At 67.3% G+C, this 14806-nt stretch carries 10 protein-coding genes; 6 read left to right on the top strand and 4 right to left on the bottom strand.

Features of this window, described 5'->3' with window-relative positions:
* The first annotated feature begins 36 nt into the window (after nt 1-36).
* From BBA01S_RS41930 to BBA01S_RS20370, 3 genes are read left to right on the top strand one after another with little or no spacing between them, the layout of a single operon-like run.
* Nucleotides 37-1362, top strand: a complete 1326-nt coding sequence (locus tag BBA01S_RS41930) for an amidase (protein ID WP_052391812.1) — start codon at nt 37-39, stop codon at nt 1360-1362.
* 42 nt (nt 1363-1404) lie between these two features.
* Entirely contained in the window at nt 1405-2070 is a 666-nt protein-coding gene (locus tag BBA01S_RS20375; protein ID WP_027818076.1) for a GntR family transcriptional regulator, read from the top strand.
* A 42-nt stretch (nt 2071-2112) separates the two neighbouring features.
* The gene (locus BBA01S_RS20370) at nt 2113-3636 is read left to right on the top strand and encodes an amidase (RefSeq protein WP_042297584.1); all 1524 of its coding nucleotides are present in this window, start codon (nt 2113-2115) and stop codon (nt 3634-3636) included.
* On the opposite strand, the gene BBA01S_RS20365 is transcribed toward BBA01S_RS20370, so the two are convergent.
* From BBA01S_RS20365 to BBA01S_RS20345, 4 genes are all read right to left on the bottom strand, one after another.
* Nucleotides 3614-4063, bottom strand: coding sequence for a copper chaperone PCu(A)C (locus BBA01S_RS20365; RefSeq protein WP_245641539.1), 450 nt, complete (start codon nt 4061-4063; stop codon nt 3614-3616). The genes BBA01S_RS20370 and BBA01S_RS20365 overlap by 23 nt on opposite strands.
* Before the next feature lie 154 nt (nt 4064-4217).
* The gene (locus BBA01S_RS20360) at nt 4218-4610 is read right to left on the bottom strand and encodes a DUF2946 domain-containing protein (protein ID WP_084162374.1); all 393 of its coding nucleotides are present in this window, start codon (nt 4608-4610) and stop codon (nt 4218-4220) included.
* 132 nt (nt 4611-4742) lie between these two features.
* Entirely contained in the window at nt 4743-6119 is a 1377-nt protein-coding gene (locus BBA01S_RS41925; protein ID WP_245641538.1) for an ATP-binding protein, read from the bottom strand.
* Nucleotides 6103-6855, bottom strand: coding sequence for a response regulator transcription factor (locus BBA01S_RS20345; RefSeq protein ID WP_027818072.1), 753 nt, complete (start codon nt 6853-6855; stop codon nt 6103-6105). Before BBA01S_RS20345 ends, BBA01S_RS41925 begins: the two co-directional genes overlap by 17 nt.
* Before the next feature lie 194 nt (nt 6856-7049).
* Between BBA01S_RS20345 and BBA01S_RS41920 the strand changes: the two genes are divergently transcribed.
* From BBA01S_RS41920 to BBA01S_RS20330, 3 genes are read left to right on the top strand one after another with little or no spacing between them, the layout of a single operon-like run.
* Nucleotides 7050-8372, top strand: a complete 1323-nt coding sequence (locus tag BBA01S_RS41920; RefSeq protein ID WP_042297624.1) for an MdtA/MuxA family multidrug efflux RND transporter periplasmic adaptor subunit — start codon at nt 7050-7052, stop codon at nt 8370-8372.
* Entirely contained in the window at nt 8369-11482 is a 3114-nt protein-coding gene (locus BBA01S_RS20335) for an MdtB/MuxB family multidrug efflux RND transporter permease subunit (protein ID WP_027818071.1), read from the top strand. The genes BBA01S_RS41920 and BBA01S_RS20335 overlap by 4 nt, the downstream gene beginning before the upstream one ends.
* Entirely contained in the window at nt 11479-14805 is a 3327-nt protein-coding gene (locus BBA01S_RS20330; RefSeq protein WP_027818070.1) for an efflux RND transporter permease subunit, read from the top strand. Before BBA01S_RS20335 ends, BBA01S_RS20330 begins: the two co-directional genes overlap by 4 nt.
* The last annotated feature ends 1 nt before the right edge of the window (nt 14806 follow it).

The following is a 14806-nucleotide window of genomic DNA, read 5'->3' as shown; positions in this document are numbered from 1 at the left end:
GCGTTTTGCGCGGACGCCTCGAATGGAACGAACAGGATGAACGAAGCCAGACCGTCGTTCGTAACGACGCTGATCGAGCAGCGCGGCAACGTGGCCGCGACCCGCGCACGCATCGACGCCGCGGTAGCGCGTGCCGAGGTGCTCGAACCGTCGTTGCGCGCTTTCACGTACCGGCCGGATTCGTATGTCGAGCCCGACGCCTGCGCGCCGCTTGCGGGCTTGCCCGTCGGCGTGAAAGACCTGATCGATACGGCGGACATGCCCACGTCGTACGGTTCGCCGATCTGGCGTAGCCATCGCCCGCAGGCCGACGCGCCGGTCGTCGCGCAGTTGCGCGCACTGGGCGCGCTCGTGTTCGGCAAGACGGTGACGACCGAATTCGCGTGGCGGCAGCCTGGGCCGACGGTGAATCCCTGGCGCGAGGGCCACACGCCAGGCGGCTCGTCGAGCGGCTCGGCGGCGTCGGTGGGGGCGGGCATTGTGGCGCTTGCGCTCGGCACGCAGACGGTGGGCTCGGTGATCCGGCCCGCCGCCTATTGCGGCGCGGTGGGCTACAAGCCGAGCTACGGCACGATTTCGCGCGAAGGCGTGCATGCACTCGCGGCGTCGCTCGATCACATCGGTTTCTTTGCCCGCGACGTGGAAGTGGCCGCGCTGGCCCATGCGCTATTCGTGGCGAAGCGTGCCGACGCCGTCGACAGCGTCCAGGCGTGGCGCACGTGGTTCGCGCCGCTGGGCGCGCCACCGCGTCTGGGCGTCGTGCGCACGCCGTTCGATGAACGCTTGCAGGACGAGCAGAAAGCGAATTTCGAAACGTCACTCGCGCGTTTGCGTGCTGCGGGCGCCGTCGTGACGGAGATCGAATTCGACGCCGACCTTGCGCAGATTGTCGATGCCTTGCAGGTCATTCTGCGTGTGGAAGCAGGCCATGCGGTGGCGGCCGAAGCGCGCGATCATCGCGACCAGCTCAGCGCTCATATGCGTTCGCTGATCGACGAAGGAGCCGCCATGCCGCAAGCGCGCTATGAGGCTGCACTTTCGTTGCAGGCGCAACTACGTGCGCGCTCGGCCGAACTGATGGCGGGCTGCGATGCGCTCGTGAGCGTGCCGGCTACGGGCACAGCGCCCGAAGGGCTCGACGATACCGGCGACCCTACTTTCTGCGCGCCGTGGAGCCTGCTGGGCGTGCCTGCGGTGACGGTGCCGTCGGGTTGGAGCGCAAGCGGCCTGCCGCTCGGTTTCCAGACGATCGGCGCGTTCGGCGAAGACCTCGCGACACTGCGTGTGGCCGCTTGGATCGAGCAGGTAATCGGCGCACGTCGCGAGCTAGCGCCGCCAGCCAGCGCGGAAGCTACGGCATAGCGGGAACGCCGCACAGAAAATCAATCCGGGAGACGACACATCATGGCCAGACCGTATCGCACGATTCAGGAATATGTCCTCGGCACGCTGCGCGCGGAGATATTGCAGGGTGTGTACGCGGCGGGCACGCGGCTGCGTCAGGAGGAGGTAGCGAAGCGCCTGGGCGTGAGCACGACGCCGGTGCGCGAGGCATTCCGCGATCTGCGCGCCGAGGGGCTCGTCGCGATCGACCCGAACAAGGGCGTCGAAGTGCGCGGCCTGACGGCGGGCGACGTCAGCGAGATCTACGAGTTGCGCATGATGCTGGAGCCGATGCTGGCCGCACGCGCGTGTCTGCATGCGAGCGCCGAACAGATCGACGCCGCGCAGGCGAGCCACGAAGCCATGAGCGCGGTGACGCCTGGGTCGGGACAGTGGGCCTTGCTCAACGAGGACTTCCATCAGCACCTGATGCAATGCGAAAGCGAAACGCGTCTGTTCGAGGTGGTGCGCGGGCTTTCGCTGCTGGCGCGCCCTTATGTGTCGCTGTCGCTCTACGTGCAGCCCGACATCATGGCGAGCAACAACGACGAGCACGCGCAACTGCTCACGGCCTGGCGCGCGCGCGACACCGCCGCCGTGCATGAGCAGACGCGCGTGCACCTGCTCAATACGCGCGATGCCATCGTCGCGTGCGTCGATCAATCTGCGCGCGCGCTGGCGGCGTGATGGCCGGCGCACGCGTGCGACGCGCTGTCTTCAAGGATCCGCATGTCCGCTGCGCTGCCTGATTTATCCGCCGTCGAGGCGCGCCGCTTGATCGGTCAGGGCGAGTTGTCGCCGGTCGAATTGCTCGATGCGTGCCTTGCGCGCATCGAAGCCATCGAGCCCGCCGTCAACGCGCTCGCGGCCACCGCGTTCGAGCGCGCACGCAGCGAGGCGCAACGCGCGGAACAGGCCGTCGCGCGCGGCGAGGCGACCGGCTTGCTGCACGGTTTGCCGATCGGCGTGAAGGATCTGGAAGAGACGGCCGGGCTGCTGACGACGTATGGTTCGCCGCTTTATCGCGACCATGTGCCTGCCGCCGATAACCTCTTCGTCGCCAGGCTTCGTGCGGCCGGGGCCATCGTCGCTGCAAAAACCAACGTGCCGGAAATGGGCGCGGGCGCGAACACGCGCAACGCCGTCTGGGGCGCGACGGGCAATCCATTCGACCCGCGCCTGAACGCAGGCGGTTCATCGGGTGGCTCGGCGGTTGCGCTGGCGACTGGCATGCTGCCGCTTGCCACGGGCTCAGACCTGGGCGGCTCGCTGCGTATTCCCGCAGCGTTGTGCGGCGTGGTGGGATTCAGGGCGTCGCCAGGCCTTGTGCCGTCCGAACGCCGCGTGCTGGGCTGGGCGCCGAACTGGGTCAGCGGGCCGATGGGGCGCAGCATCGCCGATGTGCGCCTGCAACTGGCCGCGCTCGCCGGGCATGACGCCGCCGATCCGCTCAGCTACAGCGCGCGTATCGATGCATTCGCCGCCGCGCCGCGCATCGATCCGGCGACATTGCGCGTCGGCTATACGGAGGACTTTGGCGCGTGCGCGGTCGATCCTTCGATTCGCGCGGCGTTCAGGGACAAGATCGCGCGGCTGTCGCGGCTGGTGGGCCATTGCGAACCGATCGCGCTCGACATGCGCGAGGCGCATCGCGTCTTCGACGTGGTGCGTGCGCAGGAGTTCGTCGGCAGCCTGCGCGAGACCTACGAGCGCGATCCGTCGTCGCTGGGCGCGAATACGCGCGCGAACTATGAAATGGGCAGCGCACTGACGCTCGCCGACGTCGCACGCGCCGACACGCAGCGCACCGCGCTGTATCGGCAGTTTCAGGCGCACTTCGCGCGTTATGACGTGATCGTGTCGCCGGTATCGCCCGTGACGCCGTTTGAGTGGACGACGCCGCATTGCGAGGCGATCGACGGCACGCGGCTCGAAAACTACTATCGCTGGGTCGCGCTCACCTACATCGTGACCGTGCTGACGAATCCGTCGCTGTCGCTGCCGTGTGGCGTCGATTCTGCGGGCATGCCGTTCGGGCTCCAGATGATCGGCCCGATGCGCGGCGACGCGCGTCTGCTCGATATCGCGCAGACGCTTGAAGCCGCGTTTGCGCGCGATCTGGCGCTGGCGCGGCCCGTGCCGGATCTGGCGCGTCTACGCAGCGCGGCCGTGGACGGCGCAGACGCGTTGCGTTCGATCGTGACCGATGCGCCTGCGTCGCGCCTGGGCGTTACTGGCCTGCTGCGTTCTTGACGGCGCACTGCGCCGTGACCTTCGCGCCGTCGCTGAAATCGAAGACGACCGGGATCGTCGATCCGACGGTCAGCGGCTTTTTCGCTTCCTCGAACATCACGTGATAGCCGCCCGGCGCGAACGCGAGCGTGCCGTTGGCGGGCACAGTCGCCTTGTCGACCATGACCATCTTCGACGCGCTGCCGTTGCTTTGCGACTGGTGCAGCATCGCCATGCCGAAGGCGTCGGCGCTGACTTCGGTCAGGTCGACCGGCTTGGCGCTCGTGTTCGTGAGCTTGAAATAGCCGCCCGACGGCACGCTGCCCGGCATCGAGCGAACCCAGCAGTCGGACACTTTCACGGCGGCGGGCGGCGCGGCAAAAACGGGAAGCGCCGCGATAGCGAGCGGCATGGCAAGGGCGAATTGGCGGAAGCTGCGAGACATCATCGTTCTCCTGATCGAAGTGGAAAGCGTGTGGGGTGACGAAGCTGACATGGCGCATCGACGCAGGCGTAACCAGGCAAAACCAGGCGGCGCACGGTGAGTGCGCAACCGTCACGTAATCGGCGCACAGGAAAGCACCGCGACGCAGCGCGCAATGTCAGGCGTAGAGAGGGGAGCTGGCAGGTGGGGCGCGCGGCCGACCCGAAGGGAAGGCGGCGGCGGGGATGTGCTGTGTCGTGGGCAGTGCGGCTGCCGGCGTCATCGTGAGCGCGGCAAGCGCGAGCGCAGCGGCAGGCGGGGCGGGCATGGCGGGCTGATGCGCCAGCAGGGTGCAATAGCCGCAAGCCGCGAGACGGTCGGCGTGAAGGTGTGATACGGACGTGGCGTCGTGCGCCGCCGTCGCCGAGCACAGAATGCTCGCGGTATCGGGCGTCGCGGCCTGGGCGGCGACCCTCAGCTGGCTCGCCACCGGCACGATCACGACGAGCCACATGGCAAGCAGGGCAAGCCATACGGAGAAGCGTCGACGGGCGGTGGCGGACAAAGACATGCGCGCATCGTAACGCATGAGCGGCAAAACGTCAGGCAAAGACGACGGTGGCAACGCCTGGCAGGCGAGGCGTTTCGCCGCAGCGCCGGGCGGCCCTGGTGTGGCTTGGACGCCGCCGTGGCGCAATCGCGCCTAGCCTTCGGCGAGCCGGTCGTGCGCCGATTGCTGCAGGACGACGCGCGCCGTCAAGCCAACGGGGCGGCGGTTAATCAGTGTCAGTTCGCCGCCATGCGCGCGCACGATATCGCGCACGATCGCAAGGCCCAGGCCGACGCTGCCGGGCTGCCCGCGGCGCGAGGGGTCGAGCCGCACGAACGGTTCGAGCACGTCGCGCAGCCGCGTTTCGGGAATGCCCGGCCCGTCGTCGCTCACGTCGATCAGGATGGTCTCGGCGCGCACCGAGGCCACCACCACCACGGTCTCGCCAAAGCGCAGCGCGTTGTCGATCAGGTTCGCAAGCACCCGCTGCATGCCGTCGGGACGGCAGAAACAGCGGATCTGGCGCGGGCCTTCATAACGGATCGCCGCGCCCGCCTCTTCGTACTCGTCGCAGATCGTCGCGATCAGCGCGCTCAGGTCGAGCCATTCCTTGCTCTCGTCATCGTTGCCCGTCCTCAGGAACGCCAGCGCCGACGACACCATCGTCTGCATCAGGTCGATGTCCTTGCGCAGCTTGTCGCGCACGGTCTCGCTCTCGTTGGTGTCCAGTTGCAGGCGCATGCGCGTGAGCGGCGTGCGCAGGTCGTGGCTCACCGCCGCGAGCATGCGCGTGCGGTTGTGCAGCGAATGCGTGATGCGTTCCTGCATGAGGTTGAACGCGTGCGCGGCGCGGCGGATCTCGACCGGGCCTTCCTCCTCGATGGGCGCGAGCGCGATCTCGCGGCCGAAGGCTTCGGCTTTATCGGCGAGACGGCGTAGCGGACGGATCACGCGCGACACGGCCCAGGCCGACATGGCGGCCACGCCCACGCACAGAAAGATCAGCGCGCCGATGACGGGAAACGTGAGGCGCGGCGGTTCGGGGCCGCTGCGCTGCGTGCGCGCTTCCAGCACGGTCGCGTCGTCGTCGTGCAGGCGCACCAGCACCTGGATCGTCGCGTTCGGATTGCGCGAATCGCACGAATGCACGCTGACGGTCGCGCCGATGTCGTGCAACTCGGCTTGCAGCGCGCGCTGGAGGTCGCCGTTGTCGAGCGTATTGACCGTGCAGCGCGCGGGCAGGGCAGTCACGTCGAGCGAGACGGCAGGCGACTGCAACGTGAGCGCGGTCTTCGCGCGGGCGTCGACGGGCGTCTGCGCTAGCAGGCGCGCGGCATTGGCGATGCGATAGGTTGCGGGCCACGGCCAGGGCGGCGTAGGCGGCCCGCCGGGGTAGAACAGCAGCAAGATGAACAGGCCGAGCGTGATCGCCGACGAGCACGCGATGATGGCGAGAATCTGCCCGAGCGTGGTGGAGAAGAGGTCGGAGAGGAAACGGCGCATCAGGCGTGCATCACTCGAAGACGACATCGGGCTGGAAGGCATAGCCGTCCGTGCGCACGGTGCGAATGGTTTCTTCCAGCGGATCGTCGCCGCTCAGCTTGCGGCGCAGGCGGCTCACCAGCAGGTCGATCGAGCGCGTGGCGATCGGGAAATTCTTGCCGCGCGTGAGCGCAATCAGCTCCTCGCGCGACAGCACCTGGCGGGGCTGGCGGCAGAACACCAGCAGCAGATCGGTTTCCGCGCCGGTGAGCGGAATGCGCAGCCCCGCGGGCGAGCGCACGAAGCGGCGGTACGGATAGAACGTGTAGCCGCTGAACGCGATCACGAGTTCCGCGCCGGGGTCGCGCGCGCTATCGGCAGGCGCGGCAGGCGAGGCGGCCGCCTCGGGCGCGCCGCTGGGCGGACGCCGCAACGCGGAGCGGATGCGCGCCAGCAGTTCGCGCAGGTCGAAGGGCTTGGCGACGTAGTCGTCCGCGCCCAGCTCCAGCCCGATCACCTTGTCGGTCGTCTCCATCAGCGCGGTCAGCATGATGATGCGCGGGCCACCCGAGGCGCGCAGGCGGCGGCACAGCTCCAGCCCGTCCATGCCCGGCAGCATCACGTCGAGCAGCACGAGTTCCGCGCTCTCCTGCGCGAGCAGCGCGAGCGCCTGCTCGGCGCTGCCGGCCACGCGCGTGCGGTAACCCTTGCCGCCCAGAAACTGGGCGAGCGGTGCGCTGATGTCCGGGTCGTCTTCGACGATGAGAATGGGGGCGTTGTTCAAGGCAGACAGATGGATGGCAAAAACGGCGCGGCGAAGGCCGCCTGAAAGCAGCAAACATTGTCCGACAATTCATTAACAGCCGGGCTGCATATCGTGTGTCAATCTGGATATATTGTGTTGATTCCATTAAGAATCAACAGGATATGCGGCCCATGCCGTATCGTTCGCGGCTTCATTCACGTATCGCGAACGGCATGGACAAGCGCGTAGAGCCTCCCAAAACTCCTGATGAAACCGGTGTGCGCGAGCCGCACGCGCCCAACGAACCGGGCCGCGCGCGGCGTCGCCGCGTCCTGCCCTGGGTGCTGCTGGCCGCTGCCGTGGGCGCGATCGCGCTGTTCGCGCTGCGCCCGCATGGCGCGCCTTCTGGCAGTGCTGGGGGCTTCCCCGGCGGCCCGGGTGGCCCTCCGGGCGCCCCGGGCGCTGCGATGGGCGGCCAGGCGCAAGCGGTCGGCGTGGCCGCCGCCGCGACCGGCGACGTGCCGGTGCGCCTGAGCTCGCTCGGCACGGTCACGTCGCTCGCGACCGTGACCGTGAAGTCGCAGATCAGCGGCTACCTGCAATCGATCAACTTCCGCGAAGGCCAGCACGTCAAGAAGGGCGATGTGCTCGCGCAGGTCGATCCGCGCCAGTACCAGGTCGCGCTCAAGCAGTATCAGGGCCAGGTGGTGAAGGACAAGGCGCTGCTCGATAACGCGCGCCTCGACCTCGCGCGCTACCAGCGCCTCGCGAAAACCGATTCGGTCGCGCAGCAGACGCTCGACACCGCTGAAGCCACCGTGCGCGAATACGAAGGCACCGTGCTCACGGATCAGGCGCAGGTGGACGCGCAGCAGCTCAACCTCGTCTACTGCCGCATCGTGTCGCCGGTGGACGGGCGCGTGGGGCTGCGCCAGGTCGATGTCGGCAACTACGTGACGGCGTCCGATACGGACGGCGTGGTCGTCGTGACCGAAACCGATCCGATCTCGGTGGTGTTCACGCTGCCCGAAGACGACCTGCGCCGCCTGAACCAGCGCCTCGCGAGCGGCGCGCGCCTGCAGGTGGCTGCCTACGACCGCGCGGGCGACGAAAAGCTCGCGGACGGCGAGCTCGACACGGTCGACAACCAGATCGACACCACCACGGGCACCGTGAAGCTGCGCGCGCTGTTCAAGAACGCCGATGGTGCACTGTTCCCGAACCAGTTCGTCAATATCTCGCTGCTGCTCGATACGCTGCACGATGCGGTGACGATTCCGTCCGAGGCGGTGCAGACGGGCACGCCCGGCACCTTCGTCTATCGCGTCAACGACAACCAGACCGTGTCGCTGCGCAAGGTGCGCACGGGCGCGTCGTCCGATGGCCGTATCGCCGTGCTGGCGGGGCTGGCGGTGGGCGATCGCGTGGTCGTCGATGGCGCCGATCATCTGAGCGACGGCGCGAAGATCCGCCTGCCGAAGCAGGGTGCCGATAAGAGCGCCGATAAGGACACGGCCAAAACCGCCGCCGATACGAAGGCCCGCCCGCAGTCATGAATCCGTCGCGTCTCTTCATCCTGCGGCCCGTCGCCACGACCCTGCTGATGGCGGCGCTGCTCGTCGTCGGCCTGGTGGCGTGGCGCTTCCTGCCGCTTTCCGCGCTGCCTTCGGTCGAGTACACGACGATACAGGTGCAGACCTTCTATCCGGGCGCGAGCCCCGACGTGATGACGTCCGCCGTGACCGCGCCGCTCGAACAGCAGCTTGGCGAAATGGCGGGCCTCAAGCAGATGGCCTCGCATTCGTCGGCGGGCGCATCGGTCATCACGCTGCAGTTCGACCTGGCCGTGTCGATGGACGTGGCCGAGCAGGAAGTCCAGGCGGCCATCAACGCCGCCGACAGCCTGCTGCCGAGCGACCTGCCCGCGCCGCCCGTCTACGCCAAGGTCAATCCCGCCGACTCGCCCATCCTCACGCTCGCCATCACGTCGCCGACGATGCCGCTCACCGACGTGCAGGCGCTCACCAACACGCGCATCGCGCAGAAGATCTCGCAGATGGCGGGCGTGGGTCTCGTCACGCTGTCGGGCGGCCACAAGCCCGCGGTGCGCGTGCGGCCGAACATCCGCGCGCTCGCGGCCTATGGCCTGAACGTCGACGACCTGCGCACCACGCTCACGAACGTCAACACGAACGCGCCCAAGGGTTCGCTCGACGGCCCGCATCGCGCGTGGACGATCGACTCGAACGACCAGATCGAGGATCCGCAGCAGTACCTGGACACCGTGATCGCGTATCGCAGCGGCCGCCCCGTGCGCCTGCGCGATGTCGCCGACGTGGTGGCGGGCGCGGAGAATTCGCAACTGGCCGCGTGGAGCAACGACACGCCCGCGATCCTGCTGAACGTGCAGCGCCAGCCCGGCGCGAACGTCATCAAGGTCGCGGACGCGATCAAGGCGATGCTGCCCGCGCTCACGCGCGACCTGCCTTCGTCGGTGCACGTCGCGCTGCTGACCGACCGCACGACCACGATCCGCGCCTCGGTGAAAGACGTGCAGTTCGAGCTGGCGCTTGCGGTCGCGCTGGTGGTGATGGTGATTTTCGTGTTCCTGCGCAATGTGCCCGCGACGCTGATCCCGAGCCTGTCCGTGCCGCTCTCGCTGGTGGGCACGTTCGCGGCGATGTACCTGTGGGGTTTCAGCCTCGACAACCTGTCGCTGATGGCGCTGACGATTGCGACGGGCTTCGTCGTCGACGACGCCATTGTCGTGATCGAAAACATCAGCCGCCACGTGGAAGCGGGCATGAAGCCGCTGGACGCCGCGCTCAAGGGCTCGCGCGAGATCGGCTTCACGATCATCTCGCTCACGGTCTCGCTGCTGGCCGTGCTGATTCCGCTGCTGTTCATGGGCGACGTGATCGGGCGGCTCTTTTACGAGTTCGCGGTGACGCTGGCGGTCGCCATCGTGATTTCCGCGCTCGTGTCGCTCACGCTCGTGCCGATGCTGTGCGCGCGCCTGCTGCGCCCGGTCTCGCATGAAAGCGAAAACAAGCCTGAAAAGAAGGGCCGCGACTGGTTCGCACCGGTCATGAAGCACTACGACCGCGCGCTGACGTTCGCGCTCGACCACGAAAAGGCCACGCTTGCCGTGGCGGTGGGCACGTTCGCGCTCACGGCGGCGCTTTACGTGCTGATCCCCAAGGGCTTCTTCCCGACCCAGGACACGGGCGTGATCCAGGGCATTACCGAAGCCTCGCAATCGATCTCGTTCGAGCGCATGAGCGCATTGCAGACGCAGCTTGCCGATGCGGTCTTGAAGGATCCCGATGTGGTGAGCCTGTCGTCGTCGGTGGGCGTGGACGGCAGCAACATGACGCTCAACATGGGCCGCATGCAGATCAACCTGAAGCCGAAGGACGAACGCAGCGCCTCGGCCAGCGAGATCATCCGCCGCCTGCAAAGCGAAACCGCCGACGTCGCGGGCATTGCGCTGCATATGCAGCCGGTGCAAGACCTGAGCGTGGACACGCAGGTGAGCGCGACGCAGTATCAGTTCATGCTCGACAACCCGTCGATGGATACGCTCAGCACGTGGACGCCGAAGCTCGTCGCCGAGCTGCGCAAGCAACCCGAACTCGCCGATGTCACGAGCGACCTTCAGGACGCGGGCCTGGCGGCCACGGTGCAGGTCGACCGCGCGACGGCGGCGCGTTTCGGCATCACGCTCGCGACCATCGACAATGCGCTCTACGATAACTTCGGACAACGGATCGTCAGCACGATCTTCACGCAGTCCGACCAGAAGCGCGTGATCATGGAGATCGATCCGAAGCTCGCGCGCGGCCTGAACGCGTTCGATTCGATCTACCTGCCGTCGTCCACGGCGACCAACGGCCAGGTGCCGCTGTCGGCCATCGCGCGCATCGTCACCAGCAAGAAGCCGATCCAGATTTCGCATCTGGGCCAGTTCCCGGCCACGACGATCTCGTTCAACCTGGCGAAGGGCGCGTCGCTCGGCGCAGCGGTGCAGGCCGTCAAGCGCGCGGAGGCGACGGTCGCGTTGCCGGACAGCTTCGAGACGCGCTTCCAGGGCGCAACTGAAGCCTTCCAGTCGTCGCTGTCGAGCGAGCTGTACCTGGTGCTCGCGGCCGTGCTCGTGATGTACGTGGTGCTGGGCGTGCTCTATGAGAGCTTCGTGCATCCGCTCACGATTCTGTCGACGCTGCCTTCCGCGGGCGTCGGGGCGCTGCTGGCGATGGTGCTCACGGGCGCGGATCTCGACATCATCGGCGTGATCGGCATTGTGCTGCTCATCGGTATCGTGAAGAAGAACGCGATCATGATGATCGACTTCGCGCTCGCCGCCGAACGCGACGAAGGCCTCACGCCGCGCGAGGCGATCCATCGCGCGTGCCTGCTGCGCCTGCGCCCGATCCTCATGACGACGATGGCCGCGCTGATCGCCGCCGTGCCGCTGGCGCTCGGCACCGGCAGCGGGTCGGAGCTGCGCCATCCGCTGGGGATCGCGATGATCGGCGGCCTGGTCTTTAGCCAGGCGCTCACGCTGTTCACCACGCCCGCCGTCTATCTGGCGATGGAGCGCATGGCGGCGTGGCTGCGCGCGCGCGGCTGGACGCTGAACGACGCGCAGCGGGGCGCATCATGAACCTGAGCGCGATCTTCATTCGCCGGCCCGTCGCGACGATTCTGATGACGATGGCGATCGCCGTGGCCGGTGCGCTGGCGTTCGGCCACCTGCCGGTCGCGCCGCTGCCTGCCGTGGACTTTCCGACTATTCGCGTGCAGGCGCAGATGTCGGGCGCCAGCCCCGAGACGATGGCCGCGACCGTGGCCGCGCCGCTCGAACGCCACCTGGGCCAGATCGCCGACGTCACGGAAATGACCTCGCAGAGCAGCGTCGGCTCCACTGACGTGATCCTGCAATTCGGCCTCGACCGCGATATCGACGGCGCCGCGCGCGACGTGCAGGCGGCGATCAACGCCGCGCGCGCCGACCTGCCAAGCGCGCTCAAGTCGAACCCGACCTATCGCAAGTTCAATCCCGCGGACGCGCCCATCCTGATCGTCTCGCTCACCTCGAAGACGCTCACGCCGGGCCAGCTTTACGACAGCGCGGCGACCGTGCTGCAGCAGCGGCTCATGCAGATCGACGGCATCGGCAACGTCGACCTCAACGGCAGCTCGCTGCCCGCTGTGCGCGTCGAACTGAATGCGGGCGCGCTCTTCAAATACGGCATTGGCCTTGAGGACGTGCGCGCCGCGCTCTCGGCCGCGAACGCGGACAGCGCGAAGGGCATGGTCAGCGACGGCGCGCTGCGCTGGCAGCTTTACGCCAACGACCAGGCCGAACGCGCCGACGAATATCGCAATCTGGTGGTCGCGTGGCGCAACAATCGCCCGGTGTTCCTGCGCGATGTCGCGCAGGTGAACGACTCGGTCGAGAGCCTGCGCAACGTGGGCTATGTCAACGGCAAGCCCGCTGTCATGCTGTGGATCTTCAAGCAGCCGGGCGGCAATATCGTCGACGTGGTCGACCGCGTGAAGTCCGTGCTGCCGCAACTGGAGGCCGCACTGCCGCCCGGCACCGAAGTCACGCTTTCCGACGACCGCAGCAGCACGATCCGCGCCTCGCTCTCGCACACCGAGCGCACGCTCATCATCGCGGTGGTGCTGGTCGTGCTCGTGGTGCTGGCGTTCCTGCGCAACGTGCGCGCGACGCTGATTCCCGCGGTGACGGTGCCGGTGTCCATCCTCGGCACCTTCGGCGCGATGAAACTGTTCGGCTACAGCCTCGACAATCTCTCGCTAATGGCGCTGACGATTGCGACCGGCTTCGTCGTCGACGATGCGATCGTCGTGCTGGAGAACATCCAGCGCCATCGCGAGCGCGGCGCATCGCGTTTCGAGGCCGCATTTGCAGGGGCAAAAGAGGTGAGCTTCACGGTCATATCGATGAGCGTGTCGCTGATTGCCGTGTTCCTGCCGATCCTGCTGATGGGCGGACTCGTCGGGCGGATCTTCCGCGAATTCGCGATCGTGCTGTCGATCTCGATTGCGGTGTCGATGGTGCTCGCGCTCACGACCACGCCCACGCTCTGCGCGTTGCTGCTGCGCGGTGGGCATGACGATGGGTCGAAGCCGCGCAAGGACAATCGCTTCACGCGTCTTTGCGCCCGTGCGAGCGATGCGCTCGGCCGCGGCTTCGATGCGGCGGAGCAGCTATATGCGCGCTCGCTGGGCGCGGCATTGCGCCATCCGGCGCTGGTGCTGGCCACCCTGGTCGCCACGGTTGCGCTCAACGTCGTGTTGTACGCGGTCGTGCCCAAGAGCCTTTTCCCGCAGCAGGACAGCGGCCTGATGGGCGGCGGCATGATGGCCGATCAAAGCATCTCGTTCCAGGCGATGAGCGGGAAGGTGAAGCAGGCGCTCGCCATCGTGAAGGCCGATCCCGCCGTGCAGACGGTGGTGGGCTTCACGGGCGGCCACGGCACCAACCAGGCGTTCACGAGCGTCACGCTCAAGCCGCTCGACGAACGCAAGGATTCGGCGTTCGTGGTGATGGCGCGCCTGCGCCAGAAGCTCGCCGCGATTCCGGGTGCGCAACTGATGATGTTCCCGCGCCAGGACTTGATGGTGGGCGGGCGGCAGAGCTTCGCGCAGTTCCAGTACACCTTGCAGGGCGACGACACGGCGCAGGTTCAGCTCTGGGCGACGCGCCTGACCGATGCGCTCAAGCGCGTGCCGGCGCTCGCCGATGTCAGCTCCGATCAGCAGAATGGCGGGCTTTCCGCGAAGGTCGTGGTCGACCGCGCGACGGCGATGCGCTTCGGCCTCACGCCCGATACCATCGACGCCACGCTGTACGATGCGTTCGGCGAGCGCGAGGTCTCGACGATCTACAAGGAGCAGAACCAGTATCACGTGGTCATGGAAATCGCGCCGAAGTGGCTGCAGGATCCTTCGTCACTGGGCGAGATCTATGTGAGCACGTCGGGGGCGTCGGCTAGCGGCACGTCGTCGACCAATGCGGTTTCGGGTACTGTTACTTCGTCATCCTCATCGTCGTCTTCGTCATCGTCGGGCAGCAGTTCCAGCGCGAGCACGAATGCCGCGACCAATTCGATTGCCACCAGCACGGGCGGCAGCGTATCGACGGGGCAGGCGGTGAGCACGTCGAGCAGCACGATGGTGCCGCTTTCGGCGTTCTCGAAGCTCGTCGAGGCGCACACGCCGGTCTCGGTCAATCACCAGGGCCAGGCCGTGGCCGCGACGATCTCGTTCAACCTCGCGCAGGGCTATCAGCTTGCCGACGCCACCGCCGCCGTCGATCAGGCCGTGAAAGACCTCAATATGCCGAACTCGGTGCACGGCGGTTTCGCGGGCACGGCGGGCAGTGCGCTCGCGGCGGCGTCCGCCATGCCCTTGCTGATCGGCGCGGCGCTGCTGGCGGTCTATGCGGTGCTCGGCATCCTGTACGAAAGCTATGTGCATCCGCTCACGATCCTGTCGACGCTGCCGTCGGCGGGTGTGGGCGCGGTGATCGCGCTGCTGGCGACCAACACGGAGTTCTCCGTGATCGCGCTGATCGGCGTGTTCCTGTTGATCGGCATCGTCAAGAAGAACGCGATCATGATGGTCGACTTCGCGCTCGACGCCCAGCGCACCCAGAACCTTGCACCCGCCGAGGCCATTCGCGCCGCCTGCGTGATGCGCTTTCGCCCGATCATGATGACGACGTGCGCCGCGCTGTTCGGCGCGGTGCCGCTCGTGCTCGATCAGGGCATGGGCGCGGAGCTGCGCCGCCCGCTGGGCATTGCCATCATCGGCGGCCTGGTCGTGAGCCAGTTGCTCACGCTCTATACGACGCCGGTTGTCTACCTCTATCTCGATCGCCTGCGCCATCGCGCGCGCGCCCTGTGGCGCCGCGTGCTGCCTGGCGCGTCCAGCGGCGCAATGACGGATTCCTAAC

It is taken from the genome of Paraburkholderia bannensis NBRC 103871, assembly GCF_000685015.1.
GTDB classification, from domain to species: domain Bacteria; phylum Pseudomonadota; class Gammaproteobacteria; order Burkholderiales; family Burkholderiaceae; genus Paraburkholderia; species Paraburkholderia bannensis.
This window is presented reverse-complemented; position numbering and strand designations above follow the sequence as displayed.

Bases quoted from the DNA above. Each gene is read 5' to 3' on its own strand.
- BBA01S_RS20360 (WP_084162374.1), bottom strand. From the start codon at position 4,610: ATGTCTTTGTCCGCCACCGCCCGTCGACGCTTCTCCGTATGGCTTGCC.
- BBA01S_RS41920 (WP_042297624.1), top strand. From the start codon at position 7,050: ATGGACAAGCGCGTAGAGCCTCCCAAAACTCCTGATGAAACCGGTGTG.
- BBA01S_RS20335 (WP_027818071.1), top strand. From the start codon at position 8,369: ATGAATCCGTCGCGTCTCTTCATCCTGCGGCCCGTCGCCACGACCCTG.
- BBA01S_RS41930 (WP_052391812.1), top strand. From the start codon at position 37: ATGAACGAAGCCAGACCGTCGTTCGTAACGACGCTGATCGAGCAGCGC.
- BBA01S_RS20370 (WP_042297584.1), top strand. From the start codon at position 2,113: ATGTCCGCTGCGCTGCCTGATTTATCCGCCGTCGAGGCGCGCCGCTTG.
- BBA01S_RS20330 (WP_027818070.1), top strand. From the start codon at position 11,479: ATGAACCTGAGCGCGATCTTCATTCGCCGGCCCGTCGCGACGATTCTG.
- BBA01S_RS20375 (WP_027818076.1), top strand. From the start codon at position 1,405: ATGGCCAGACCGTATCGCACGATTCAGGAATATGTCCTCGGCACGCTG.
- BBA01S_RS41925 (WP_245641538.1), bottom strand. From the start codon at position 6,119: ATGTCGTCTTCGAGTGATGCACGCCTGATGCGCCGTTTCCTCTCCGAC.
- BBA01S_RS20365 (WP_245641539.1), bottom strand. From the start codon at position 4,063: ATGATGTCTCGCAGCTTCCGCCAATTCGCCCTTGCCATGCCGCTCGCT.